Origin of the sequence: Bradyrhizobium sp. SZCCHNR1002 (genome assembly GCF_032381435.1) — a bacterium.
In the GTDB taxonomy this organism is placed as follows: Bacteria; Pseudomonadota; Alphaproteobacteria; order Rhizobiales; family Xanthobacteraceae; genus Bradyrhizobium; species Bradyrhizobium aeschynomenes.
Window position 1 is genome coordinate 249,903 of the sequence record NZ_JAUHIS010000002.1, and the last position, 25,107, is coordinate 275,009.

The following is a 25,107-nucleotide window of genomic DNA, read 5'->3' on the forward strand; positions in this document are numbered from 1 at the left end:
TGAAAATCGGTTGGGGCGGATAGCGGTCATCAGAAGCCCTCGCGTAGCCATCGTCCGACCTTTCCGAAATAGCCGTCGGTTCCTGTCCCGACCTGCCGCGTATGCCGCGGTTCGACATGTTCGAGATGCGCGTATTGCGGATAGACCAGGAGCCCGGTGGGGACCGCGAAGGCAGCGTTCTTGGCCTCGTTGGGAAGGCGGCCAAAGCCGAGCGGACGCCCGACCCGGACCGGCCGGTCCAGGATCCGCGTCGCAAGCTCGACCAGCCCCGTCAGCTGGGAGGCGCCTCCGCTGAGGACGACGCGCGCCTTGGGTTCTGCCGCAAAGGGCGAATCCTTCAGCCGGTCGCGGACCATTTCAAAAATCTCCTCTGCGCGGTGCCTGACGATGTTCGCGATGGTGGCGCGGGACACGATCTGCGGAACATCCCGCTCGTTGTCACCCGCCGTCGGAACAGACATCAACTCACGCGCGTCGGACCCGCCAGTCAGCACCGTGCCATATAACGTCTTGATTCGCTCGGCATCTGCAATGCACGCTGATAGTCCGCGCGCAAGATCCATGGTCACGTGATGCCCGCCGAGCGCAAATCCGGAGGCATGGACGAAGCGGCCGCCGGAATAGAACGCGATCGTCGTGGTGCCCGCGCCCATCTCGACCACGGCCGCACCGAGATCCGCCTCGTCGTCGGTCAGCACCGACAACCCGGCAACATACGGGCTCGCCGCCATCGCCTCGACGTTGAGATGGCAGCGCTCGACCACGAGCATCAGGTTCTTGGCCACGGTGGCGTCGGTCGTGACGACGTTCATGTCGACGCCGAACTGCCGCGCCAGCATGCCGCGGGGGTCGCGGATGCCCTTCACGCCGTCGAGGGTGTAGCCGACCGGCAGGGCATGCAGCACCGCCCGGCCCTCGCCCGTCGCATGGTGCATCCCGGTCGAGGTCACGCGGCTGACATCGGCCTGGGTCACGGCAGCGCCGCGGATGTCCGACGTGGCCTCGATCAGATGACCCATCACGCGGCCGCCGGCGACCGGCAACAGCACGGACTCGACCCGCACCTTGGCCATGCGCTCGGCCAGCGCAACCGCCTGCCGGACGGCCTGCTCGCATTCGACCGGATCGACCACGGCGCCGGCCTTGACGCCGCGCGACTGGATCTGGCTGTAGCCGATCAGCTCGACGGCATGGGTGCGGCCACGCAGCGCGTCGCTCGGTGGCGCCGGCTTCAATCGCGCGATCATGCAGGCGATCTTGCTGGTGCCGACATCGAGCGAGGCGACCAGCGCCGTGCGCTTCTGGCCCATCGGGCGCGTCTTCGGAGTCTGGCGATCGAAGCCGGTCATGCGTCACCGGCTTTCTTCTTGGACTTCTTGTCCTTGAACAGCTCGTCGCGCGCCTTGCCCGCATCTTCGGAGAGCTGCACCGTCAGCCGATCCGGAAGGCGCATGTCGATGGCGACGATGTCGCGCGAGAACAGCTTTTCCTCCTGATCGAGCTGGCTCAGGGTGGCGAGCGCGTTGCCGACGTCGTATTCGGGCAGGCGGATGTCGAGGCCGTCCTTGGTGCGCAGGTTCCAGCGGCGCTCGCCGACGAACACGGCAGCCTTGGTCACGGCGCGGACCTGCGGATAGCGCGCGAGCAGCGCCAGGAAATCACGCGCACGGCTCTCGGCGCCCTTGCCGACCACGAGCGGCAGGGTCAGGAAGCGGCGCGACACATATTGTTCGAGCACGGCGCCATCGTCGGCGATCACCGAGAGGCGGCCGTCCTGCTGCCACAGCGCGAACGCCTTGCGCTCGACGATGTCGATCTGCAGCTGGTTCGGGAAGAACTTCTGCACGGTTGCTTCCGCAATCCAGGGATTGGCCTTGAGCCTGTCGCGGACCGCGGCGGCATCGAGGAACAACAGCGAGGAGCGGCCGGAGACGCCGCCGACCGCGAGCACCTCGTCCTGCGTGAGCTGCTTGCGGCCATTGATCGCAACCGCCGTGATGCGGAAGCCGGCCGCATTGGCCAGGGCGTTACGGGTGTCGGAGAGAGCCGCGCTGACATCCTGGGCGTGGCCGCCCTTGACGATGCCGAGCCAGACGCTGCCGAACAGCAGGGCCACCGTGGCAATGGTGCCGAGCCGGCGCGGCAGATAGCGCTCGACGAACGCGACGATGCGCGGCGGCGCCTCGCGCTCGACCATCGGCGCCAGCGCGCCCGGCACCTGCGCACGATCCCCGCGCGGCGGCCGCCTGCCGTGCTGCGGCTTCGTCTGTCGCCGCGGCAGCCTGACGCGCGGAAGACGGGCTGAGACATACTCGCGCAGCAGGATCACCGCGCCAAGGGCAGCGGCTTTGAGGTCAGCTTGAGGCCTCTGCGATCGAGCGAGGCGTCCTGCACCATCCATTGCACGAGCTCATCAACTGTTGCGCCCGCAATACTCGCGGACCCACGCCCACGGTCCCGGCCGGCCGATACTGGTGACGATGGCGATGCGCATCGTCACGACAGCTCGACCCGGCAGCCGAGCACCACTGAAGCGCCAGCGTTAACCTTCGGACGTCCTGGTAAACAAAAAGTAAAATCGGTCCGGGGAGACGATTTTTTTCTCCGATTTATGAGGACCTTGCCCAGGATTCTTAAGCATTTTACCGATTACAGGAACCACCGGGGGACGCCGGGCCGGGTTCCTCCGGTGCGCGTATCGAACGCCTTATCTGCGGACGCGGCGTTCGGCCAAGGCGATCTGCTGCTGCAGAAAATCGACGAAGGCGATGCCTTCAGCCTTCAAAGCCTTCGGATACAGGGAGGCGGCGGTCAGCCCCGGCAGGGTGTTCGTCTCGAGATAAACAGGGCCATTGGCCGAGACAATGAAATCGGTGCGCGAATAGCCGCCGCAGGACAGCGCACGATGCGCCTTGACCGCTTCGGTCTGCAGCGCGGCCGTCACCTCCGGGCTGAACCGCCCGGGACAGATCTCCTTCGTCGCCGTCGCGAGGTACTTCGCGAAATAGTTGAAGGCGCCATCGGCGGGAAGGATCTCGATCGGCGGCAGCGCGATCAGCGCGCCATCGGCCTGTTCGAGCACGCCACAGGTCGCCTCGGTGCCAGTGACGAAGGGCTCGATCAGATACTCCTCGGTTGCAGCCGCCGCCTTGACGGCGACGAGGTCCTGCCTGGCGTTGACGAAGATCAGCCCGAAGCTCGATCCATCCTTCACCGGCTTGGCGATCAGCCGCCCGTAGCGGGCGAGCGCAGCCTCGGCATCCTCCAGCGCGACGCCCTCAGCCACCGTCACGCCGCCGAGCACGGCGAAGCGCTTGGCCGCCACCTTGTCGAAGGCAAGATGGGAGGACGCTGAGCTCGAGCCGGTGAACGGCACGCCGCGAAGCTCGCACATCAGTTGAAGCTCGCCGTTCTCGGCGCGTCCGCCATGAAGTCCGAGCACCAGGAGTCGCTGTTCCGCGCGGGCTCGATCGAGCGCTTCAGTCAGCGTTCCGATCCTCGCGCCGTCGGCCGTGAACGGCTCCTCGAACGGCTTGGCGTGAGCGGTCAGCGCCTCGCCGCTCGCCTGATGCACCGTGTCGTCGGCCTCCCAGAACCACAGGTCCGCTTCCGGCAGCGCCGCATGCAGCGCCTTGGCGCTGGCGACCGAGACGAGGCGTTCCTTGTTGGAGCCGCCGAATAAAATCGTGGTGCGCATCAATGGCTTCCCGGTTGATCTCAAAACGCGGTCGCGACGATACGGAAGTTGCGTCAACAGGCGGGCCGTTCAGCTCGCCTTGAGTCCAATCCGCTTGATTTCCCACTGCAGCTCGATGCCCGAAGTCGCCTTGACGCGCTCGCGGACGGTCTCACCGAGCGTTTCGATGTCGTCGGCGGTCGCGCTGCCGGTGTTGATCAGGAAGTTGCAGTGCATCTCCGAGACCTGCGCGCCGCCGACCTGGAGGCCGCGACAGCCGGCGGCATCGACGAGCTTCCAGGCCGAATGTCCCGGCGGATTCTTGAAAGTGGAGCCGCCGGTTTTCTCGCGGATCGGCTGCGCCGTCTCGCGATGCGCCTGCACCTCGGCCATGCGCGCGCGGATCGCGTCAGGCGCGGACGGCGTGCCGCGGAAGCGCGCCGCCGTGAAGATCAGTGAGGGATCGGTGCCGCTCGCACGGTAGGTGAACTTCATGCCGGCATTGGTGAAGCGATGCGTCTCGCCGTGACGGTCGATCGCGGTCGCTTCGACCAGGACATCCTTGGTCTCGCCCCCATTGGCGCCGGCATTCATCCGCAGCGCGCCACCGATGGTGCCGGGGATGCCGAACAGGAATTCCAGACCGGCGAGATTGGCCGAAGCGGCAACCTCGGCGACCCGCTTGTCGAGCGCCGCGGTGCCGGCCGCAACGATGTCGCCCTCCGCCTTGACCTCGCCGAACGCGCGCGGCGCCAGCCGGATCACCACGCCCGGCACGCCGCCGTCGCGCACGATCATGTTGGAGCCGACGCCGATGACGTAGACCGGCAGATCAGCGGCGAGATGCTTCAGAAAGTAGGCGAGGTCGTCAGCATCGGCTGGCGTGAACAGCACCTGCGCCGGTCCGCCGACGCGAAACCAGGTGAGCGGCGCGAGGCTCTCATTGGCGAGCAGACGCCCGCGCAATTCGGGCATCGCGGCTCTGAGCTCGGGCGTGATGTCGGGAAAGCTCACCGCCCTACCCCAGCGCCTTCAGCTCATTCGGCAGCGCGTAGGCCCATTGCGTGATGTTGCCGGCGCCGAGGCAGACGACGAGGTCGCCCGGCTTGGCGAGATCCTTGACGATGCCGGCGAGGTCGGCGGCCTTCGGCAGCGGCAGCACGTCGCGATGACCGTGGGCGCGCAGGCCGAGCACGAAGTGATCGCGGTCGATGCCCTCGATCGGCGCTTCACCGGCGGGATAGACATCGGCCACGACGACGGCGTCGGCGTCGTTGAAGCAGGTGCAGAACTCCTCGAACAGCGACTGCAGCCGGGTGTAGCGATGCGGCTGCACCACGGCGACGACCTTGCCGTTGGTGGATTCGCGCGCCGCCTTCAGCACGGCGGCGATCTCGACGGGGTGATGGCCATAGTCGTCGATCACAGTCACGCCATTCCACTCGCCGGTACGGGTGAAGCGGCGCTTGACGCCACCGAAGCCGGCGATCGCCTTGCGGATGGCGTCATCGGACAGGCCGAGTTCGCGGGCCACGGCGATCGCCGCCGTCGCGTTCGAGGCATTGTGCCGGCCCGGCATCGGCAGGACGATGTCGGCAATCTCGTGCGTCGCGCCGCTCTTGCGGTCGCGGAACACGACCTTGAACGACGAGCCGCCGCCCGTCGGCGTCAGATCGACCAGCCGGACGTCGGCCTGCGGGTTCACGCCATAAGTGATGATGCGGCGGTCCTCGATCTTGCCGACCAAGGCCTGCACCACGGGATGATCGATGCACATCACGGCGAAGCCGTAGAACGGCACGTTCTCGACGAAGGCGCGGAACGCGTCCTGCACGGCGTCGAAGGTCTTGAAATGATCGAGATGCTCGGGATCGACATTGGTGACGATCGCGACATCGGCCGGCAGCTTCAGGAACGTGCCGTCGCTCTCGTCGGCTTCCACCACCATCCATTCGCCGCCGCCGAGCCGCGCATTGGTGCCGTAGGCATTGATGATGCCGCCGTTGATGACGGTCGGATCGAGCCCACCGGCATCGAGCAGCGCCGCGACCATCGAGGTGGTCGTGGTCTTGCCGTGGGTGCCGGCGATCGCGACGCAGCTCTTCAGCCGCATCAGCTCGGCCAGCATCTCGGCACGGCGCACGACGGGAATGCGCTGGGCACGCGCCGCCATCAGCTCGGGATTGTCGCGCTTGATCGCGGTCGAGACCACGACGACGTCGGCGCCTGCGACGTTCTCGGTCTTATGGCCGACGCTGACGGTGATGCCCTTCTCGCGCAGGCGTGCGACGTTGGCATTGTCGGAGGCATCCGAGCCCTGCACCGTGTAGCCGAGATTGCACAGCACCTCGGCGATGCCGCTCATGCCGATGCCGCCGATCCCGACGAAGTGGATGGGTCCGATCTCGCGCGGCAGTCTCATGGGGCATCTCGTCTCAAAGGGGGCTCCGCCACGCCCGTCGGAGGGCGAGCGACCGCGAATCACCCGCCCTTCTTGCAAGACATGGCCGACCGGGACAAGCCGCTTCGACCGCAAAAATCGCCAAATCGAGGGTCAACCGCCTGATTTTGGCCGATTTTCCGGCTCCGCTCCCCCAAAATCCCGGGTGCCGCCTGCCCTCGCCCCCGAGATTCTTTCACAATTCATTAAGTGCAACCTCAGGCCGGACGGGCGCAGTCAGATACCTGCAGTTTTTGCGCGTTCACTCCGCGCACTGCCGTGGCATGGCGCTTGTCCAGCCGCGGCCACACGCGCCGCGTGCAATGCCGATGGAGTGACCTGACGATGTGCGCGCTGTGTGAAACCAAATCTCCCGCTCTCTCCCGCCGCCGGCTGCTCGGGAGCGGCGCCGGCCTGCTGGCCGCAGCCACGCTGGGCGCCGGCACCGCCTGGGCCAAGGATGCCAACAAGGATGCGAAGCAGCCCGTGCCCAACGCCATTTCCGCAGACGAGGCCCTGAAGCGGATCATGGACGGCAATGCCCGTTACGCCGCAGGCAATCTCGACAACAAGGACTTCTCGGCCGGACGCGCCGCGCGCGCCACCGCGCAATATCCGATCGCGGCGATCGTGAGCTGCGCCGATTCCCGCGTCGCACCGGAGCTGGTGTTCGATCAGGCTCCCGGCGAGTTGTTCGTGGTCCGCGTCGCCGGCAATTTCGTCAATGACGACGGTTTGGCCAGCCTGGAATATGGCGTGAAGTTCCTCGGCATTCCGCTCGTGCTCGTGCTCGGCCATAGCGGCTGCGGAGCCGTCGACGCCACCATTAAGGTGTTGAAGGACGGCACCAAGCTGCCGGGTCATCTGCCGGAGCTGGTGAACGCGCTGAAGCCGGGGGTCGAGGCTGCAATCGCCAGGAAGCCGCAGGATCTGCTGGCAGAGGCGACGAAGGAGAACGTCCGCCATAACGTGCAGCGTTTGTCGAAGGCGAAGCCGATCGTCAGCAGCATGGTTGCCGACGGCAAGGTGAAGATCATCGGCGGCGTCTACGACATCGAGTCCGGCCGCGTCGTCACGCTTTGACGCCGGCCGACAGCAGCGCGCGATCGGCACGCTCGCCGGCCGCCGCCAGCCAGCAGATCTGATGGCAGAACCAGGCCTCGACGGCGTCCACGAAATCCGGCGTCAGCGACAACCGCTGGCGCCGCTCGTCGAAGCGCAGCAGATCGCGCCCTTCCATCGCCGTGAGCAGGTTGCGGATATGCGAGCGTGACACACCGAGCGAGGTCGCAAGCTCGGCGGTCGACACGTCGACGGCGGCTTGGCCAGCCGCAGAGCGGGCGACCAGCGTCAGCGCGAGGTGAATGCCGCTATCATGCTCATCGGTCCAGGCGAGATCCGGAAAGCTCGTCAGCGGCCGGTTGGCGCGGCACAGCCATGTCGCGCATTGCCGGATCATCTCGGCGAAGAACGTGTCGTCGCTGTGCAGACGCGGACTCAGTCGCTCGCTTCGCGTCAGCTGGGCATGGCAGTCGAGGTGGAGGGCGAGCCAACCACGCAGGCCTTCGAGGATGACAGGCCCGGGAATCAAATAGCGGATGCGGGCATCGTCGGGATCGCGTTCCACCTTCACCAGCGACAGACCGCGCAGCATCGCAACGAAGACCGCCGTCTGCCGCGGCCCCGGCAGCCGCGCCTGCAGGCGCGTCAGGGTCGGACGCTCGGTGGCGTCGCCGGCCGACACATGCATCATGACGATATGCGCGGCGATCTCGGTCGGTGCGCGCTGCCCGAACAGCTTGATCATCAGGCGCTGGCCGCGCAGCGGCGCGACCAGCTGGTCGCAGAAGCTGACAAAGACCGGGACAAACGACGGATGCTGCCGCAGGCGCATCGGATCGTGCTGCGACTCTGTCAGTCCAGTCATGACAGGCCTGCGCGCGCTCCGCTCAAGGCGTGGCGGTCTTGATGACGAGATCGGCCAGCCGCTCCGCGGCATCGAGCCGGCCGGCCGCACGCGCGGCCTGGGCCATGGCGGCAAGGCGTGAAGGCTCGGCCGCGAGCGCCGAGATCTCCGAGGCCAGTCGATCGGACGTGAAGTCGCTCTGCACGATCCGGATCGCGGCGTTGGCCTCGGACAGCACGCCGGCATTGGCGAACTGGTCCTGGTCGATGGCGCCGGGCAGGGGCACCAGGATCGAGGGCCGCCCGATCGCGGCGAGCTCGGCCACGGTTCCGGCGCCGGAGCGCGAGACCACGAGATGGTTGGCGGCGAGCCGCGCCGGCAGGTCGGTAAAGAACGGCTGCAGCTCGGCATTGATCTTCAGCCGGTCATAGACCGCGCGCACCCGCGCCATGTCCTCCTGGCGGACCTGCTGGGTCAGCACCAGCCGGCCCCAAAGGGCGGGCTCGAGCCGCTCGATCGCGCCAGGAACGACGTCGCTCATCACGCGGGCGCCCTGGCTGCCACCGACCACCAGCAGCCGCAGCGGACCTGCGGTCTCCGGCGCAACATAGGGCACGGCCGCCGCTTCCAGGATCGCGGGTCGCATCGGCGTGCCGACGGTGGTCGTCTTGGCCGCCAGCGCGGGATCGCGGTCGAGTACGCCGGGCAGCGAGGTGGCGATCGCCTTCACATGCGAGGAGAGAAAACGATTGGCGCGGCCGAGCACGGCATTGGCGTCGTGGATCAGGCTGGGCACCCCGGCGAGCCGCGCTGCCAACAGCGGTGGCACGGTCGGATATCCGCCAAAGCCGATCACCGCCGCAGGCTTCAGCCGGCGCATCAGGCTGAAGGCGGCAACCGTGCCGGTGCCGAGCAGCAGCGCCGTGCGCGCCAGCGCCACCGGCGAGCGGCCGCGCACCGTCTCGCTCGGGACCACGTCGATCATGTCCTTGGTGAACAGGCCACTGTAGCGCAGCGCCCGCGCATCGGTGACGAGACGGACGCGATAGCCGCGTCTGATCAGCTCGACACCGAGCGCTTCGGCAGGAAACAGATGGCCGCCGGTGCCGCCGGCCGCGAGCAGGATGAGGGGCGCAGTTGAGGTCATGCGCGCTTGTTTACAGCCAATGTGTCGTCATTGCGAGCGAGGCGGCTCACGCATAGTTGCGCAGCGAGCCGGCCGCGTCGGTCGCCTCCATCTCGATCCGCGGCCGCTGCCGCGTCAGCGCCAGCATCATGCCGACACCATAGGCCAGCGACACGATCGACGAGCCGCCATAGGAGATGAAGGGCAAGGTCATGCCCTTGGCCGGGATCAGCTGCAGATTGACCGAGATGTTGATGGCCGCCTGGATGCCGAACAGGATCGCGAGTCCCGACGCTGCGAAGCGCGAGAAGCCGTCCTCGCTGGCATAGGCGCGCGACAGCGTGCGGATCACGATGAAGCCGAACAGCGCGACCAGCGCCAGGCACAGGATGATGCCGAACTCCTCGGCCGCGACGGCAAAGACGAAGTCGGTGTGGCTGTCCGGGAGACTCCGCTTGGCGATGCCCTCGCCCGGCCCGAGGCCGAACCAGCCGCCATTGGAGAACGCCTCCATCGCGGTGTCGACCTGGAAGGTGTCACCCGACGCCGGGTTCATGAAGCGCTTGATGCGCCCCGCCACGTGCGGCACCAGCAGATAGGCGCCGAACAGGCCCGCGGCCGCGGCACCGGCAAGGCCCGCGACCCAGATCATGCGCATGCCGGCGATGAAGAACAGCGAGCCCCAGACCATCAGGATCAGCATGGTCTGGCCGAAATCAGGCTCCATCACCAGAAGCGACACCAGCATCAACAGCAGCACCAGCGCCATCGTCGTCGCCGGCATGTCGGGCCGCCGCGCGGACTCCGAGAACAGCCAGGCGGAGACGACGACGAAAGCCGGCTTCGCCGCCTCGGACGCCTGGATGTTGACGCCGACCAGCGTGATCCAGCGGCGCGAGCCCTTCACCTCCGGGCCGATCGCCAGCGTCAGCACGATCAGCACGATGGCGATCGTGAACACCACCAGCGCGCTGCGCCGGATCTGCCGCGGCGACAGGAAGGAGACACCGATCAGCACGATGAAGGACGGCAGCAGGAACAGGACGTGGCGGTTGAAGAAGTGGAATGGATCGAGCCCGATCCGGGTCGCCACCGGCGGGCTCGCCGCCAGCGACAGGATCACCCCGCACAGCATCAGCGCCAGGATCGAGCCGAGCAGCGGCTTGTCGACGGTCCACCACCAATCGGACAGCGGATTGCGTTCTTCACGGGAGAGCATCGGACCACCACCTGAGCCGAGGAATCGGCCCATTGGCGCCCAGGATGGTTATCGAAGGGTTAAGGATCCCCCTCCACTGTCGTCCCGGACAAGCCGTGATGCGCGAAGCGCATCACGGCGCCGATCCGGGACCCATAACCCGCGGCCGTCGTGATGGGCGAAGAGCCAATTGCCGGCGTGCCTCAAATTGCGTCCTGGGGGTATGGGTCCCGGCGTTCGCCGGGACGACAGCTAACGGTGACGCGAGAGCGGTCACACCACAGGTGTCACGCCCGGCAGCGTCTGCACCAGCTCGCGGAAGCGGGTGCCGCGGATCTCGAAGTTGCGGAATTGGTCGAACGAGGCGCAGGCGGGAGATAGCAGGACGACTGCATCCTTCAGTCCCGAAGCTTCGGCATCGGCGGCCGCCTGGGCCACCGCAACCTCGAGCGTGCCTGACATGGTGTGGGGCACTTTCTCGCCCAGCGTCCCGGCGAATTCCGCCGCCGCCTCGCCAATCAGATAGGCCTTGCGGATGCGCGGGAAGAAACCGGACAGGCTGGTGATGCCGCCGGCCTTGGGCTTGCCGCCGGCGATCCAGAAGATGTCGGCGAAGGACGACAGCGCGTGCGCGGTCGCGTCCGCATTGGTGCCTTTGGAATCGTTGACGAACAGCACGTTGGCGCGGCGGCCGACCTGCTCCATGCGATGGGCGAGGCCGGGAAAGCTGCGCAGCCCCTGCTGCAGCACGTCTTCCTTGACGCCGATCGCAAGCGCGGCGGCCGCGGCGCAGGCCGCGTTCTGGGCGTTGTGCTGGCCGCGCAGCGAGCCGATGCCGCCGAGCCGCGCGATCTCGCTGCGCGCCCCGCCGGCGCTGCGCACGATCGTTTCATGCTCGACATACATCCCGTCGGCCAGCGGGTTCCGCACCGAGATGCGCACGACGCGCTTGCCGGCCTGGTCCAGCCGATCGGCGGTCGCGCGCGAAAAACCATCGTCGACGCCGACGACCGCGGTGCCCCTGGCTTGGACGCCCGCAACCAGCCGCTCCTTCACCGCCGCGTAGTTCTCGATCGTGCCGTGGCGGTCGATGTGGTCCTCGCTGACATTGATCAGGATGCCGACGCTCGGATCGAGCGACGGCGTCAGGTCTATCTGGTAGGACGACATTTCGATGACGTGGACCCGGCCCATCCGCGGCGGCTCCAGCGACAGGATTGCGGTGCCGATATTGCCGCCCATCTGGGTGTCGTAGCCGGCCACGCGCATCAGATGCGCAATCAGCGCCGTTGTGGTCGACTTGCCGTTGGTGCCGGTGATCGCGATGAACGGTGCATCCGGTGCGTGGCGCCGGCGCTCGCGGCAGAACAGCTCGATGTCGCCGATCACCTCGACGCCCGCCTCGCGCGCCTTGAGCACGCTCCAATGCGGCACGGGATGGGTCAGCGGCACGCCGGGCGCCAGCACCAGGGCGGCGAAGTTCGCCCAGGAGACGGTGCGCAGATCGGCGGTAATGAACCCGGCCCTTGCGGCCTCCGTCATACGCTCGGCACCATCATCAGCCGCGATGACTTCCGCGCCGCCGGCCCGCAACGCGTGGCACGAGGCCAGCCCCGAGCCGCCGAGCCCGAACACGGCGACAGTCTTGCCGGCGAATGAGGTGACGGGGATCATGTGGAGAACTCCGTCATTCCGGACACCGCGCAGCGGTGATCCGGAATCTGGAGATTCCAGGTTCGCGCTGCGCGCGCCCCGGAATGACGGTGGGCTTGAAACGATATCATCAGCGCAGCTTCAGCGTGGACAGGCCGACCAGCGCCAGCATCACCGAGATGATCCAGAACCGGATCACGATCTGCGGCTCGGTCCAGCCGAGTTGCTCGAAATGATGGTGGATCGGCGCCATCTTGAAGATGCGTTTTCCCGTCAGCTTGAACGAGGCCACCTGCACGATCACCGACACGGCTTCGAGCACGAACAGGCCGCCGATCACTGCCAGCACGATCTCGTGCTTCACCGCGACCGCGATCGAGCCGAGCATGCCGCCGAGCGCCAGCGAGCCGGTGTCGCCCATGAAGATCGAGGCCGGCGGCGCATTGAACCAGAGGAAGCCCAGGCCGGCGCCGAGCACCGCGCCGCACAGCACGGCCAGCTCGCCGGTGCCCGCGACGTAGTGGATCTGCAGGTAGTCGGAGAACACGGCATTTCCGGCGAGATAGGCGATCAAGCCGAAGCTGGCGGAGGCGATCATCACGGGGACGATGGCGAGGCCGTCGAGGCCGTCGGTCAGGTTGACGGCATTGCCGGCGCCGACGATCACGAACGCGCCGAAGATGACGTACATCCAGCCGAATTTGAAGACGAGATCCTTGAAGAACGGAATGGCAAGCCCGGTCGAGGACGGATCGCGTCCCAGGCGAACCAGCGCATAGCAGGCGACCAGCGCGATCGCCGCTTCGATCAGCAAACGGAGGCGGCCGGCGAAGCCTGAATGCGATTGCTTGGTGACCTTCAGATAGTCGTCATAGAAACCGACGAAGCCGAAGCCGAGCGTCACAGCCAGCACGATCCAGACGTAGGGATTGAGCGGATTGGCCCACAGCACGGTGGACACGACGAGGCCGGACAGGATCATCAGCCCGCCCATCGTGGGCGTGCCCTTCTTGCTGATGATATGCGATTGCGGTCCGTCGGTGCGGATCGGCTGCCCCTTGCCCTGACGCAAGCGGAGATGGTCGATGATCCAGGGCCCGAACAGGAACACGAAGAGCGCCCCGGTGACGACGGCCCCGCCGGTCCGGAACGTGATGTAGCGGAACACGTTGAGCAGCCCGCGAAACACGGACAGGCTTGGAAAGGTATTCGTGAGCTCGATCAACCAGTAGAACATTCAACCCGCCTATGCCGCCTCACCGAGACCGCGAACACGGATTCTATCGCGAATCCAGTCCAATCTCTTTTAACCATGATCGGGGCCGGGTGCGAATCGTTGCCTGCGACGAGGGACCCGTCCGGCACGGCAGCCCGGCCACCAGTGGAAGATATTCTGCAGCGCCGCGATATCGCCGGATTCACGTCGCAGGGCGCAGGGCCGCCGCCAGCTTCGACACGAACTTGTTGACCCAGAAGATCTTCTTGCTGCCCTTGATGACGACGACGTCGCCAGGTGCAAGCAGCGCCGCGACGTGGCCGGGATCCAGCGTCACCGGGTCCTCGTGCCAGCCCAGCCGCTTCTGCTGTGGCAACTCGTCGAACAGGTGCCGCATCAGCGGGCCGACGCAGTAGACGCCGTCGATCCCCGCGAGATGGCTGAGCATTCCCTGATGATAGGCCGGCGCCTCCTCGCCGAGCTCCAGCATGTCGCCGATGATGGCGATCCGCCGCCCCCGGACCGGCCGCGCCTGCAGGCTGTCGAGCGCCGCGGCCATGCTGGCCGGATTGCCATTGAAGCTGTCGTCGATCAAAACGATGTCGCCGACGCTCTGCTCGACGCCGCGGCCGGTCATGATGCCGACGTGGCCAAGCGCCGGCGCCAGCTGCGCCGGATCGAGGCCGGCTGCGGCGACCGACGCCAGCGCAGCCAGCGCGTTGTGCAGGCGATGCGGGGCGCCGGGTGTCAGCAGAAAATCCACATGGCGGCCGGCGATGTCGGCAGTGACGTCCCAGCTTTCGCCGCGGGAGCTGTGCGACAGCTCGCGAACCTCTGTGTCGCCGCCGAAGCGGACCACTTTGCCGCTCCATTCGGGCGCAGCGAGATCGGCGGGAAGCACCAAGATGCCGTCCGCCGGCAAGCCACGCGCGATCGAGGCCTTCTCCTGCCGGATCGCCTCGAGACTGCCGAGCTTTTCCAGATGCACGGGCTGCACATTGACCACCAGCGCCACCGTCGGCTGCGACAGTTCGGTCAGCCGCGCGATCTCGCCCTTCTGGTTCATGCCCATCTCGACCACCCAGACGGACGCATCCGGATCGGCATTGCACAGCGTCAGCGGCACACCCCAGAAATTGTTGAAGCTCGACGGGCTGGCTGAAGCGCCGGGATAGGCCGCGATGAATTCCTTGGTCGAGGTCTTGCCCGCGCTCCCGGTCAATCCGATCACCGGCCCATGAAAACGCGCCCGTGCCGCACGCGCGAGCGCCCACAACCCATCGATCAGCGTATCCGCCACCACGAGCTGCGGCACCGTGACGCCCTCGATCCGACGCGGCACGATCATTGCGACGGCGCCGGCCAGTTCGGCATTCGCGGCAAACTCCCAACCGTCACGGCTCGAGGCGAAGCTCGAGATGAAGCCGCCGCTCGGGGTCCCGCTCAGCGCAACGAACAGGCTGCCGGGCTTCACGGCGCGGCTGTCCTGCGTGACGAAGTCGATCGGCGTCTCCGGATAATCGCCGGTGAGGCCGAGCGCGCGTGCCGCCTCGGCCACCGTCCACAGCGCCTTCGTCATGATGCCCTCGCTGCCAATGCGTCCGCGACCGCTTCATGATCGCTGAAGTGCAGCACCGTGCTGCCGATGATTTGTCCGGTCTCGTGGCCCTTGCCGGCGATCACCAGCGCATCGCCCGGCTTCAGCTCGCCGATCGCGATCCGGATCGCCTCGGCGCGATCGCCGATCTCTCGGGCGCCTGGGGCCGCGGCCAAGATCGCGGCGCGGATCGCCGAGGGATCCTCGCTGCGCGGATTGTCGTCCGTGACGATGACGCTGTCAGCTTCTTCAGCGGCAATCGCCCCCATCAGCGGCCGCTTGCCGGTGTCGCGGTCACCGCCGGCGCCGAACACCACCACAAGCTTTCCTGAGGCATAGGGCCGCACGGCCTGCAGCGCCTTGGCGAGCGCGTCCGGCTTGTGGGCGTAATCGATGAAGATGGGCGCACCATTGTGCTCGCCGACCAGCTCGAGCCGGCCCTTGGCGCCCTCGAGCCTCTCGAGCGCTTCAAACACCGCCTGGGGATCACTGCCGGTGCCGATGGCAAGGCCCGCCGCCACCAGCGCATTCTCGACCTGGAACGCACCGACCAGCGGCAGCCGGACCGTAGACATGCGGCCGCAATGCTGCAGCTCCAGCTGTTGCGTGAAGCCATCCACCGCGGCGGCCACGAGCCGGATGCCCTCCCCGGTCCCGTCGCCGCTCGTTCCGACCGTCATCAGGCGAAGCCCGCGCGCTTGCGCCGCCGCGATGACCTCCGGAGAGCACTCATGATCGGCCGAGATCACGGCGGGACCGCCGGGCGGAACGAGATCGCGGAACAGCCTGAGCTTGGCATTCAGATAGTGCGCGAGGTCCGGATGATAATCCATGTGGTCGCGCGACAGGTTGGTGAATCCACCGGCCGAGACCTTCACGCCGTCGAGCCTGAATTGATCGAGGCCATGCGAGGAGGCCTCGAACGCCAGATGCGTGACGCCGTCCCGGGTGATCTCGTCGATCTGCCGATGTAGCGCGATCGGATCGGGCGTGGTCAGCGAGCCGTAGACGGTGCGCTTGTCCGACACGAGGCCGACGGTGCCGATGCTGGCCGAGCTGTGGCCCAGCATCTGCCAGATCTGCCGCGTGAAGGCGGCCACCGAGGTCTTTCCGCTCGTACCGGTGACGGCGGCGATGGTGGAAGGCTGGCGCGGGAAGAAGCGCGAGGCGGCGAGCGCCAGTGCCCGCCGCGGGTTCGCCAGCGTGATGAAGGGAACGGACAGCACTGATCCTGGCGCTGCGGCGCCCGCTACCGCGACCGCACCGGCTGCGATCGCAGCGGTGATGAAGCTGGCGCCGTCGGCCTTGGTTCCCGAGAGTGCGAAGAACAGATCGCCGGGCCGGACGGCGCGGCTGTCCACGGCAAGGCCGGAGACTTCGACGGCGGCGATCTGCGGGGCGAGCTCCGCCTGATCCCCGAAGAGGTCGTGAAGTTTCATCCTGGTCCCGTACCGATTCTGGCCCGCCCGGGCGGCGGAACCTGCAAAGCCGACGATTCGCGGACGGCTTACTGTGTCAGCCGCGATGCCGCAAGAATTTGGCGGTCGGACGGCGGCAGGTCGAAACGGGGCTCGATGCCGAGCAGCGGCCCGATCCGGGAGATCACATTGCCGGCGGTCGGCACCGCATTCCAGCCCGAGGTGATGAAGCCGTAGGTTTCCTTCAGCGGCTGCGGCTCGTCGAGCATGATCAGCAGCTGGTATTTCGGCTTGTCGGCCGGGATCACGGCGGTGAAGAGGGTCAGCACCTTCTTCTTGGCGTAGCGGCCGTTGATCACCTTCTCGGCGGTGCCGGTCTTGCCGCCGATGTAATAGCCCTTCACGTCGGCCTTGCGCGCGGTGCCGACCTCGGCGTTCAGACGCATCAGATAGCGCATTTTCTCCGAGGTCTCCGGCTTGATCACACGCTTGGCGATCGCCATCGCCTCGGCCTCGGTGCGCTTCATGAAGGTCGGCGGGATCAGATAGCCGCCATTGACCAGCGCGCTGACGCCCATCACGCCCTGCAATGGCGCCACCGCCATGCCATGACCGAACGCGATCGTGACCGTATTCAGCTCGGCCCAGCGCTTGGGCAGGATCGGCGAGGCGCTCTCAGGCAGCTCGGTGCGCAACCGGTCGAACTGGCCCATCTTGCGCAGGAACGCCTTGTGGCCCTCGACGCCCTGCGTCAGCGCGATCCTGGCAGCGCCGACGTTGGAGGAGAAGTAGAACACCTCCTTCATGTTGAGGAAGCGTCCTTTCGGCTCGTCGTCATGGATCGTGAACTTGCCATAATGTAGCGGCCCGCGCGCATCCCACAGCGAGTTGAGATCATACTTTCCGGTGTCGAGCGCCATCGCCAGGGTGAACGCCTTGAAGGTCGAGCCCATCTCGTAGACGCCGGTGGTCAGACGATTGATCCGGTCGGGATCGTGCGCCTCCTTTGGATTGTTCGGATCAAAATCCGGCAGCGACACCATCGCGATAATCTCGCCGGTCCTGACGTTGACGACGAGACCGGAGGCTGCCTTGGTCTTGAACTTCTCCTTGGCCTTGAGCAGTTCGTCGCGCAGCGCATGCTCGACGCGCAGGTCGACCGATAGCTCGATCGGCCGCTGCAGACGGTCGGTGGCGAAGCCGGCGCGATGCAGGTCGGCGAGGCCCTGATTGTCGAGCCACTTCTCCATGCCGGCGATGCCCTGGTTGTCGATGTTCACCAGGCCGATCAGGTGGGCCACCTCGTTGCCGGTCGGATAGACGCGCTTGTTCTCGCGCAGGAACCCAATCCCCGGCAGACCGAGGCGATGGATGTCCTGCTGCTGCTTCGGCGTCATCTCGCGCTTGAGCCAGACGAAACCCTTGCGTGACATCAGGCGGTCGCGCACCTCGCTCGTATCGAGATCCGGCAAGGTCGCGGTGAGCAGCTCGATGGCCTCGTCCTTGTCGATCAGGCGGCGCGGCTCGGCGAACAGGCTCGGCGTCTTGACGTCGGTGGCAAGCACGGCCCCGTTGCGGTCGACGATGTCGGGCCGCGCCGTCGCGATGGCGTCCTGCTGCGCGGCACGACGCGCGCTCGGCCCGTCGGAGCCGACCGCAAACATCACGAGCCGGCCGCCGATGATCGCGTAAACCGCGGCGAAGGCGATGATCGCAAGCCCGATGCGGGCACGCGCCTTGGCGGTGCGATCGACGTCGCGCCCGTACAGCAGCGTGCGTACCAAGCGCTGGCGCCAGGGTTCCTGTGACTTGAGCTGGGGCCGAAGCTGATCGGTCATTGCTGATCCTCCGGGCGACGCACCGATCCGGTCACGGGGGGCTCTTCATTGATCGCGTCGATGGCATCGATCATAGATCCGATCGGATCCGGATTGTCCGGGCGCGTAAACCGCGGCGGCCGCTCCGGGAGATTCTTGAGGCTGTCGTACTGCGTGGCGTTGAGCGGCTTCAGCGGCAGATGCCGCTCGACCAGGCCCTGCAACCGGAGCGGCGCATCGAGTTTGGCCCATTCCGAACGCAGGAGAGCGATGGCCTCGCGCTGCTCGCGAATCTCGGCGCGGAGTTGCAGCACGCGTTCGACGCGCGCGGTCGATTCCATCTTGATGCGGTAGACATAAGCGGCCGCGAAGATCAGCGAGCAGATCACGACCAGATGGAGGAGGCGCATCGGTCAGCCTCCCCGCAGGACAGCGGCCAGACGCGGCCATGGAGAGGACTTCGCTGCGACATGTGTCGGCGCAGCCGTGCGCTCGGCGCCACGCAGCTTGGCGGAGCGCGCGCGCGGATTGGCCTCGGTCTCGGCCTCGTCCGCCACGACCGGTTTGCGGTTGAGCAACTGGAAGCTCGGCGCCTCCTGCGCGATCTCCGGCAGATGGCGCGAGCCGCCGCCGGTCTTGCTGCGCTCGGCGAGGAAGGTCTTGACGATGCGGTCCTCGAGCGAATGGAACGAGACGACCGCGAGACGGCCGCCCGGCGCAAGGATGCGCTCTGCGGCCGAGAGCGCCTGTTCGAGTTCGTCGAGCTCCTCATTGACGAGGATACGCAACGCCTGGAACGTCCGGGTCGCCGGATGGATGTCGCCCGGCTTCGACCTGACGACCCGCGCGACGAGATCGGCGAGTTGCCGCGTCGTGGTGATCGGCTGCTCTTTCCGCGCGGCGACGATGGCGCGGGCCACCGCACGGGAGTGGCGTTCTTCGCCGAAGATGTAGATGACGTCGGCCAGATCGCGCTCGGAGGCCTGCGCCACGATATCGGCGGCGGTCGGCCCCTGCCCTCCCATGCGCATGTCGAGCGGGCCATCGAACCGAAACGAAAAGCCGCGCGCGGCGGAATCGAGCTGCATCGATGACACGCCGACATCCATCACGATGCCATCGACATGGCCGAGACCTTGCGCAGAGCAGATGTCGGCCAGTGCAGAGAAACGGTTCTCCACCAGCGTGAGACGGCCGCCTGCCTCGGTGAGGAGATCGGCACCGCCGGCAATCGCGGTGCTGTCGCGGTCGATCCCGATCACCCGTGTTCCCGGCGTGGCCAGGATCAAACGCGTGTAGCCGCCTGCGCCGAAGGTCGCATCGACATAAGTTCCGCCGGCGCGCGGTGAAAGCATCTCGACCGCTTCAGGGCCGAGCACCGGGACGTGGCGCTGGTCAGCCGTGCTCACGCGGCTTCCCCACAGGAAATCCGCCGATCCGGACTGACTATGCTTGGCTGCGAGCCCATCGCGCCTTCGATCCTCGCGCCCCGTCAATTCGCCCAACCATCGCCCAGAACGGCCGACGGTCAGCCCCACAAATGCCCGGCCCCCAGCACGCGAACTCCGTGCCGGGGCATTCCCCCGTTGATCAGCGACCAAGCGCTGCCGGATGCCCCCGGCAGCACTCGGTACAGTAATATCCCGTGCAGGACCTTGCATATGGCGGCTTGCCGTCTCGAAAGCCGGCTCGGCTCTTCACCACTTAGTAACGGCGTTTAGCGTTAACAAACCGTTGACGGTCTGTGGCGGATATGAGGCACTTGGACCGGGCCGGCAGCGCGAGCGCGGAAGAAGCGATTGCCCTGCGAGCCGAGCTCGCTCGACGGACCCTCGATGATTCTCGGCGCGTTTGCGCAACGGTCGGATCAATATGACGGGCCGGCATGCGATTTCGATTGCGGCTGGGACATGTAAAAGAGTAGTGCCTGCCCATATTCGATTTGAGCCATTGCCCTTGCCGCCCGCTTCGAGTCGTTCATGCCAAATTCCACCGACAAGCCGGAATCGAAGCGTCCCCGTGCGCTGCCGATCCCCAAGGGCGTTTCAGACCTGCCGATGTTCACGCCGGATTCGTCGATCGCATCCGACGTGATCCCGTCGGCGAACTTCGGCGAGCGCAAGGGCGGCCGCCAGCCGGACATGGTCATCCTCCACTACACCGGCATGCCGGACGTCGAGGGCGCGATCACCAAACTGTGCACCGCCGGCACCGAGGTGTCGGCGCACTACATCGTGCTCGAGGACGGCCGCATCGTCCAATGCGTGCCCGAGGCGCTGCGTGCCTGGCACGCGGGGCTGTCGTCCTGGGGCGGCGAGGAGGACATCAACTCCTGCTCGATCGGCATCGAGATCGTCAATCGCGGCCATGACTGGGGCTACCCGGACTTTCCGCCACGGCAGATCGCCGCCGTGATCGCATTGTGCCGCGGCATCATGCTCCGCCGCAACGTGCCGGCGCATCGCGTGCTCGGCCATTCCGACGTCGCCCCCTCCCGCAAGAAGGATCCGGGCGAGAAGTTCCCCTGGCACTCCCTCGCCAATTCCGGAGTCGGCCATTGGGTGCAGCCGGCGGCGATCACCAAGGGCGAGACGCTGAAGCTCGGCAGCATCGGCGATGACGTCAAGGGCTTGCAGAAGGCGCTCGCCAAGTACGGCTACGGCGTGCCGATTACCGGCAAGTTCGACGGTCTCACGATGGAGGTCGTGACCGCGTTCCAACGGCACTTCCGTCCCGAGAAGGTCGACGGCATCGCCGACCGCTCCACGCTGTGGACGCTGCATGCCCTGCTGACGAGTCTGCCGGCGGACGAGCCGCCGCCGCGAGCGTGAGCGATCAGGTCTCAGCGTCGAGCTCGGCGAGCCGGCGCGCGTAGAGACGCTTCAGCGGTACGAGCTGCGTCGCATAGCTCGCCTCATGATAGGCCGCGCGCGCCTCGTCGCGCTGTCCGAGCCGCCGCAACAGATCGGCGCGCACGGCCGGCAGCAGATCATACTGTTTCAGGCCGCCGCGCGCCGCCAGCGAGTCGACCAGCGCAAGCGCGCGCGCCGGGCCGTCGACCATCGAGACTGCCGCTGCATGATTGAGCTCGATCACCGGCGATGGCGCGATTCGCAAAAGCACCTCGTAGAGACCGACGATCTGCCGCCAGTCCGTGTGCTCGTAGCTCGACGCCTGCGCATGGAGCGCGGCGATCGCCGCTTGCACCGTATAGGGCTGCGGTCGTCCTTTCACGGCCAGCGCGCGTTCGACCAGGGCCAAACCTTCGCCGATCTGCGCGCGATTCCACGTGGAGCGATCCTGGTCCTCGAGCAGGACGATGTCGCCCGAGGCATCGGTGCGCCCCGCGCGCCGCGCGTCGTGCAGCAGCATCAAAGCGAGCAGACCCGAGATGTCGGCGGCCTCCGGCATCAGGTCCCGCACGAGACGGCCGAGCCGGATGGCCTCGCGCGCCAGATCGTGTCGGATCAACGCGGAGCCGGAGGTCGCGAGATAGCCTTCGGTGAATACGAGATAGATGACCGTCAACACGCCGCGCATGCGCTCATCGAGGGCGTCGCGACCGGGCACCTCATAAGGGATGCCGGCGAGGCGGATCTTCTGCTTGGCGCGCACCAGGCGCTGCGCCATTGCGTCCTCGCTGGTGAGGAACGCGCGGGCGACTTCCGCCGTGGTGAGGCCGCATACCGTGCGCAGCGTCAGCGCAACCTGCACCTCCGGCGCGAAGGCCGGATGGCAACAGGTGAAGATCAGCCGCAGCATGTCGTCATCGAGATCGGACCGCGCCGTGTCCTCGTCTTGGAGAGCGTCGCGCTCGATCGCATGGATGATCTCCTGTTCCTTGTCGCGGAAGCTGCGCTGCCGCCGGATGCGATCGATGGCCTTGTTGCGCGCGACGTTCACCAGCCAGGCCCGCGGATTGGCGGGGGCCTCTGACCCCCGCCAGGTGATCAGCGCAGCGGCGAACGCATCCTGCAACGCGTCCTCGGCCAGATCGAAATCGCCGACGAGTCGGATCAGGGTCGCGAGGGCGCGGCCCACTTCGTCGCGGAACACATTCTCGATTGGATCTGGCGTCATCCCGTCTGGCCGTCGCGCCGGCGTCAATGATTGTACTGCCAGACCGGCCTGACCTCGATCGAGCCGAGGCGCGCGCCGGGAATGCGCGCGGCAATGCCGATCGCCTCGTCGATGTTCTTGGCCTCGATCATGTAGTAGCCGCCGAGTTGCTCGCGCGTCTCGGCAAAGGGTCCGTCGGTGGTGAGGATCTTGCCGTCGCGCACCCGGACGGTCGTGGAGGTCGAGGTCGGCTGCAGCCGGTCACCGCCCTTGTAATTGCCGGTCGAGATGATCGATTGGGTGAAGGCCTGATACTCCGCGAGCATCTTGCCTTCGGCTTCCTTCTCCATCTTCGCGTATTCGACCTCGTTCAGGTAGATCATCAACAGGTACTGCATCGGACTTGCTCCTCTCTTCGGCTGGATCGCCGACATCCAGTCGAACGGCGTCGACGCGGAACGACACGCTCAGGATAATATTTTTTGACCGCGCGGCGACGGCTTGACGTGCCGGCTGCAAAGCCCCATTCACAGCGCATCAGTCGGCCGGACGGCCGCTCCGGCAGGTGCCGAAAGGCGGCCGGGGAGGAAAGTCCGGGCTCCATCGACATGCGGTGCCGGATAACGTCCGGCGGGGGCGACCCCAGGGACAGTGCCACAGAGAACGAACCGCTTCCTCCCGCAAGGGAGGCAGTAAGGGTGAAAAGGTGCGGTAAGAGCGCACCGCGGGGCCGGCAACGGAACCGGCATGGTAAACCCCACCGGGAGCAAAACCGAATAGGGACGGCCACGCGGAGACAATCGTTTCGACGATGACGTCCGCGGGAGCGATGTCAGGCTCGCCGTCCGGGTAGGTTGCCCGAGGTCTCGCGCAAGCGCGATCCCAGAGGAATGGCCGTCACGTATCGTCATGCGCCAGTGTGGCGGTGCCCTACAGAACCCGGCTTACAGGCCGGCTGATATGTTCATGAGGGGCTCGGCGCAGATGGCGCCGGGCCCCTCACCATTTTAGCCCGCAGCCGAGAGCTGGCCGAACTCGGTGGCCTGGCGCTCGAACAGGCTGCGGTACAGCCCACCGGGCCGGCCGACCAGCGCGGCGTGATTGCCCTGCTCGACGATGCGGCCGCGGTCGAACACCAGGATGCGGTCGAGGCTGCGCACGGTCGCCAGCCGATGCGCGATCACGATCGCCGTCCGGCCCTTCATCAAGCGCTCCATTGCCTCCTGGATCAGCGCCTCCGACTCCGAATCGAGGCTCGAGGTCGCCTCGTCCAGGATCAGCACGCGCGCATCCGCCAGGAACGCCCGCGCCAGCGCCACCCGCTGCCGCTCGCCGCCCGACAGCTTGACGCCGCGCTCGCCGACGAGCGTGCCGTAGCCCTTGGGGAGGCGCATGATGAACTCATGCGCGTTGGCGAGCCGCGCCGCCTGCTCGATCTCGGCCTGGCTGGCCCCGGGGCGGCCATAGGCGATGTTCTCGGCGAGCGAGCGGTGGAACAGGATCGGCTCCTGCTGCACGATCGCGATCTGGCTGCGCAGCGAATCCTGCTTCGCATGGGCGATGTCCTGCCCGTCGATCAGGATCCTCCCGCCGCTCACGTCGTACAGCCGCTGCACCAGCTTGACGAAGGTCGTCTTGCCGGAACCCGAGCGCCCGACGAGGCCAATGCGCTCGCCCGGCCGGATGTCGACCGACAGCCGGTCGTAGAGCGGAACGCGATGGCCGCCATAGTGGAACGTCACGGCATCGAACACGATGTGTCCGCCGGTCACCGTCATCGCCTTGGCTCCCGCGGCATCGACGATGCCGATCGGCTCGCTGTGGATCGCCACCAGTTCGTCCATGTCGTTGACCGCGCGCTGCAGGTTGTTGATGTGCATGCCGACGTCGCGCAGATACGCATGGATGACGTAGTAGCTGGTCAGCACATAGGTCACATCGCCCGGCGAAGCCCTGCCGGCCATCCACAGCAGCACGGCGCCGCCGATCACCGACGAGCGCAGGCACAGCAGCACGCAGAGCTGCACGGCGGCGGTCGTGTTGTAGCGCAGCCAGGTGCGGTTGACGCGCCGGGACCAGCGGTTGACGACGCGCATCAGCCGACCGTCCTCGCGGGCCTCCGCCCCGAACGACTTCACCACCGCGTTGCAGCTCAGCGCATCCGCGAGCGTTCCGCCGACCTTGGTGTCCCAGGCATTGGAGATCCGCGCGGCCGGCGCGATGTAGCGGGTCGAGAACACGACCGTCATCGCGACGTACAGCACGGCGCCCACCGCGATGACGCCGCCCAGCGCGCCCCAATGCAGGCCGAGCAGCACCATCGAGCCGAGCAGCACCGACAGCGACGGCAATAGCGCCAGCAGGATGGTGTCGTTGTAGAGGTCGAGCGCCCACATGCCCCGGGTGATCTTGCGCACCGTCGAGCCGGCAAAGCTGTTGGCGTGCCAGTCGGTGGAGAAGCGCTGCACGCGCACGAAAGCCTCGCGCGCCACGTCGGACATGATGCGGAGCGTGAACGGCACGATCAGTTGCAGCCCCGACAGCCGCAGCACGATCGAGGCGAAGCCGAGCGCGACGATGGCGGCGAACGCCACCAGCGCGCTATGACGGGCATCGGCATTTGATGGACCGAGCGTCAGGGCATCGACGAGTTTGCCGGAGAACAGCGGCATGAACAGGTCGGCGGCGGTGGCGCCGAGCAGGCACACAGCGATGCCGAGCGTCATGCGCGGCTGCTTCAGCCAGTGGCGGGTGACGAACGGGATCACGACGCGGATGGCGGCGGGACGCTTGTCGGCCTTCAGGCCGGAGACGTTGATGGTCATGGCATCATCCGGCCGCGCTCGCGGGCGACGGGCCGGCTCCAAATGAGGCAGACGCGACACTGCGCGCGGTCTGCGAATGAACTATCAGGCGTTGGGAAGTGAAGTGGCGGCGCTCAATGCGAGCGGCGGAACACCAGGACCGGCATCGACCGCGCGGGCGTCGAGAGCACGAGGGT

Annotated in this window: 20 protein-coding genes and 1 other RNA gene; 3 read left to right on the forward strand and 18 right to left on the reverse strand. The window is 66.8% G+C overall.

Translation table 11 applies throughout. The annotated features are described in order from the left end of the window. Positions 1 to 29: 29 nt before the first annotated feature. From ftsA to murC, 5 genes are all read right to left on the reverse strand, one after another. Positions 30 to 1,349 (reverse strand): cell division protein FtsA, encoded by a 1,320-nt coding sequence (ftsA, locus tag QX108_RS13620; protein WP_172111034.1) that lies wholly within the window; start codon positions 1,347 to 1,349, stop codon positions 30 to 32. Next, positions 1,346 to 2,401 carry a cell division protein FtsQ/DivIB gene (locus QX108_RS13625; RefSeq protein ID WP_315785558.1) on the reverse strand — a complete coding sequence of 352 codons (1,056 nt, stop codon included), beginning with the start codon at positions 2,399 to 2,401 and terminating at the stop codon, positions 1,346 to 1,348. The genes ftsA and QX108_RS13625 overlap by 4 nt, the downstream gene beginning before the upstream one ends. Before the next feature lie 306 nt (positions 2,402 to 2,707). Further along, on the reverse strand, positions 2,708 to 3,697 hold the full coding sequence (locus QX108_RS13630; RefSeq protein ID WP_315785560.1) for a D-alanine--D-alanine ligase: 990 nt from the start codon (positions 3,695 to 3,697) through the stop codon (positions 2,708 to 2,710). Between the two features lie 69 nt (positions 3,698 to 3,766). Continuing rightward, on the reverse strand, positions 3,767 to 4,690 hold the full coding sequence (gene murB / locus QX108_RS13635; RefSeq protein WP_315785561.1) for a UDP-N-acetylmuramate dehydrogenase: 924 nt from the start codon (positions 4,688 to 4,690) through the stop codon (positions 3,767 to 3,769). Between the two features lie 4 nt (positions 4,691 to 4,694). Continuing rightward, positions 4,695 to 6,098 (reverse strand): UDP-N-acetylmuramate--L-alanine ligase, encoded by a 1,404-nt coding sequence (murC, locus tag QX108_RS13640; protein ID WP_315785563.1) that lies wholly within the window; start codon positions 6,096 to 6,098, stop codon positions 4,695 to 4,697. 363 nt (positions 6,099 to 6,461) lie between these two features. On the opposite strand from murC, the gene QX108_RS13645 reads away from it, so the two are divergent. After that, positions 6,462 to 7,199 carry a carbonic anhydrase gene (locus QX108_RS13645; protein ID WP_315725736.1) on the forward strand — a complete coding sequence of 246 codons (738 nt, stop codon included), beginning with the start codon at positions 6,462 to 6,464 and terminating at the stop codon, positions 7,197 to 7,199. Here the strand turns inward: QX108_RS13645 and QX108_RS13650 are convergent. The 10 genes from QX108_RS13650 to rsmH all read right to left on the reverse strand — a co-directional run bounded on the left by QX108_RS13650 (position 7,189) and on the right by rsmH (position 19,456). Continuing rightward, a complete protein-coding gene (locus QX108_RS13650) occupies positions 7,189 to 8,043 on the reverse strand; it encodes a hypothetical protein (RefSeq protein WP_315785565.1) in 855 nt (284 codons plus the stop codon). The genes QX108_RS13645 and QX108_RS13650 overlap by 11 nt on opposite strands. A gap of 22 nt (positions 8,044 to 8,065) precedes the next feature. Then, positions 8,066 to 9,169, reverse strand: coding sequence for an undecaprenyldiphospho-muramoylpentapeptide beta-N-acetylglucosaminyltransferase (murG, locus tag QX108_RS13655; RefSeq protein WP_315785567.1), 1,104 nt, complete (start codon positions 9,167 to 9,169; stop codon positions 8,066 to 8,068). A 46-nt stretch (positions 9,170 to 9,215) separates the two neighbouring features. Continuing rightward, positions 9,216 to 10,367, reverse strand: a complete 1,152-nt coding sequence (ftsW, locus tag QX108_RS13660; RefSeq protein WP_172179612.1) for a putative lipid II flippase FtsW — start codon at positions 10,365 to 10,367, stop codon at positions 9,216 to 9,218. Between the two features lie 252 nt (positions 10,368 to 10,619). Then, positions 10,620 to 12,020 (reverse strand): UDP-N-acetylmuramoyl-L-alanine--D-glutamate ligase, encoded by a 1,401-nt coding sequence (murD, locus tag QX108_RS13665; protein WP_315785570.1) that lies wholly within the window; start codon positions 12,018 to 12,020, stop codon positions 10,620 to 10,622. A gap of 109 nt (positions 12,021 to 12,129) precedes the next feature. Beyond that, positions 12,130 to 13,236: a phospho-N-acetylmuramoyl-pentapeptide-transferase gene (gene mraY, locus QX108_RS13670; RefSeq protein WP_315725727.1), complete on the reverse strand. Its 1,107-nt coding sequence runs from the start codon at positions 13,234 to 13,236 to the stop codon at positions 12,130 to 12,132. A gap of 181 nt (positions 13,237 to 13,417) precedes the next feature. Then, positions 13,418 to 14,794 (reverse strand): UDP-N-acetylmuramoyl-tripeptide--D-alanyl-D-alanine ligase, encoded by a 1,377-nt coding sequence (gene murF, locus QX108_RS13675; RefSeq protein ID WP_315785574.1) that lies wholly within the window; start codon positions 14,792 to 14,794, stop codon positions 13,418 to 13,420. Further along, positions 14,791 to 16,251, reverse strand: coding sequence for a UDP-N-acetylmuramoyl-L-alanyl-D-glutamate--2,6-diaminopimelate ligase (locus QX108_RS13680; RefSeq protein ID WP_315785577.1), 1,461 nt, complete (start codon positions 16,249 to 16,251; stop codon positions 14,791 to 14,793). The genes murF and QX108_RS13680 overlap by 4 nt, the downstream gene beginning before the upstream one ends. A gap of 68 nt (positions 16,252 to 16,319) precedes the next feature. Further along, complete coding sequence (locus QX108_RS13685) at positions 16,320 to 18,068, reverse strand: penicillin-binding protein 2 (protein ID WP_315785580.1); 1,749 nt, start codon at positions 18,066 to 18,068, stop codon at positions 16,320 to 16,322. Next, the gene (locus QX108_RS13690) at positions 18,065 to 18,457 is read right to left on the reverse strand and encodes a hypothetical protein (protein ID WP_172111048.1); all 393 of its coding nucleotides are present in this window, start codon (positions 18,455 to 18,457) and stop codon (positions 18,065 to 18,067) included. Before QX108_RS13690 ends, QX108_RS13685 begins: the two co-directional genes overlap by 4 nt. A gap of 3 nt (positions 18,458 to 18,460) precedes the next feature. Then, positions 18,461 to 19,456 (reverse strand): 16S rRNA (cytosine(1402)-N(4))-methyltransferase RsmH, encoded by a 996-nt coding sequence (gene rsmH / locus QX108_RS13695; RefSeq protein ID WP_315725719.1) that lies wholly within the window; start codon positions 19,454 to 19,456, stop codon positions 18,461 to 18,463. 570 nt (positions 19,457 to 20,026) lie between these two features. Here rsmH and QX108_RS13700 point away from each other — a divergent pair. Beyond that, entirely contained in the window at positions 20,027 to 20,878 is an 852-nt protein-coding gene (locus QX108_RS13700) for an N-acetylmuramoyl-L-alanine amidase (RefSeq protein WP_172179602.1), read from the forward strand. 4 nt (positions 20,879 to 20,882) lie between these two features. Here the strand turns inward: QX108_RS13700 and QX108_RS13705 are convergent, their stop codons facing one another. Together QX108_RS13705 and QX108_RS13710 are read right to left on the reverse strand one after the other, a co-directional pair. After that, positions 20,883 to 22,127, reverse strand: coding sequence for an RNA polymerase sigma factor (locus tag QX108_RS13705; RefSeq protein ID WP_315785585.1), 1,245 nt, complete (start codon positions 22,125 to 22,127; stop codon positions 20,883 to 20,885). Between the two features lie 23 nt (positions 22,128 to 22,150). Further along, positions 22,151 to 22,504 carry a YciI family protein gene (locus QX108_RS13710; protein WP_172111052.1) on the reverse strand — a complete coding sequence of 118 codons (354 nt, stop codon included), beginning with the start codon at positions 22,502 to 22,504 and terminating at the stop codon, positions 22,151 to 22,153. Positions 22,505 to 22,643: 139 nt separating this feature from the next. Between QX108_RS13710 and rnpB the strand changes: the two genes are divergently transcribed. Next, an RNA gene (rnpB, locus tag QX108_RS13715) (RNase P RNA component class A) lies at positions 22,644 to 23,069 on the forward strand. Between the two features lie 44 nt (positions 23,070 to 23,113). Here rnpB and QX108_RS13720 read toward each other — a convergent pair. Then, a complete protein-coding gene (locus tag QX108_RS13720; protein ID WP_315785588.1) occupies positions 23,114 to 24,931 on the reverse strand; it encodes an ABC transporter ATP-binding protein in 1,818 nt (605 codons plus the stop codon). Positions 24,932 to 25,107 lie beyond the last annotated feature (176 nt).

Coding starts and splice junctions, on each gene's coding strand:
- ftsA (WP_172111034.1), bottom strand. CDS start 1,349: ATGACCGGCTTCGATCGCCAGACTCCGAAGACGCGCCCGATGGGCCAG.
- QX108_RS13625 (WP_315785558.1), bottom strand. CDS start 2,401: ATGGATGGTGCAGGACGCCTCGCTCGATCGCAGAGGCCTCAAGCTGAC.
- QX108_RS13630 (WP_315785560.1), bottom strand. CDS start 3,697: ATGCGCACCACGATTTTATTCGGCGGCTCCAACAAGGAACGCCTCGTC.
- murC (WP_315785563.1), bottom strand. CDS start 6,098: ATGAGACTGCCGCGCGAGATCGGACCCATCCACTTCGTCGGGATCGGC.
- QX108_RS13645 (WP_315725736.1), top strand. CDS start 6,462: ATGTGCGCGCTGTGTGAAACCAAATCTCCCGCTCTCTCCCGCCGCCGG.
- QX108_RS13650 (WP_315785565.1), bottom strand. CDS start 8,043: ATGACTGGACTGACAGAGTCGCAGCACGATCCGATGCGCCTGCGGCAG.
- murG (WP_315785567.1), bottom strand. CDS start 9,169: ATGACCTCAACTGCGCCCCTCATCCTGCTCGCGGCCGGCGGCACCGGC.
- ftsW (WP_172179612.1), bottom strand. CDS start 10,367: ATGCTCTCCCGTGAAGAACGCAATCCGCTGTCCGATTGGTGGTGGACC.
- murD (WP_315785570.1), bottom strand. CDS start 12,020: ATGATCCCCGTCACCTCATTCGCCGGCAAGACTGTCGCCGTGTTCGGG.
- mraY (WP_315725727.1), bottom strand. CDS start 13,236: ATGTTCTACTGGTTGATCGAGCTCACGAATACCTTTCCAAGCCTGTCC.
- murF (WP_315785574.1), bottom strand. CDS start 14,794: ATGACGAAGGCGCTGTGGACGGTGGCCGAGGCGGCACGCGCGCTCGGC.
- QX108_RS13680 (WP_315785577.1), bottom strand. CDS start 16,251: ATGAAACTTCACGACCTCTTCGGGGATCAGGCGGAGCTCGCCCCGCAG.
- QX108_RS13685 (WP_315785580.1), bottom strand. CDS start 18,068: ATGACCGATCAGCTTCGGCCCCAGCTCAAGTCACAGGAACCCTGGCGC.
- QX108_RS13690 (WP_172111048.1), bottom strand. CDS start 18,457: ATGCGCCTCCTCCATCTGGTCGTGATCTGCTCGCTGATCTTCGCGGCC.
- QX108_RS13700 (WP_172179602.1), top strand. CDS start 20,027: ATGCCAAATTCCACCGACAAGCCGGAATCGAAGCGTCCCCGTGCGCTG.
- QX108_RS13705 (WP_315785585.1), bottom strand. CDS start 22,127: ATGACGCCAGATCCAATCGAGAATGTGTTCCGCGACGAAGTGGGCCGC.
- QX108_RS13710 (WP_172111052.1), bottom strand. CDS start 22,504: ATGCAGTACCTGTTGATGATCTACCTGAACGAGGTCGAATACGCGAAG.
- QX108_RS13720 (WP_315785588.1), bottom strand. CDS start 24,931: ATGACCATCAACGTCTCCGGCCTGAAGGCCGACAAGCGTCCCGCCGCC.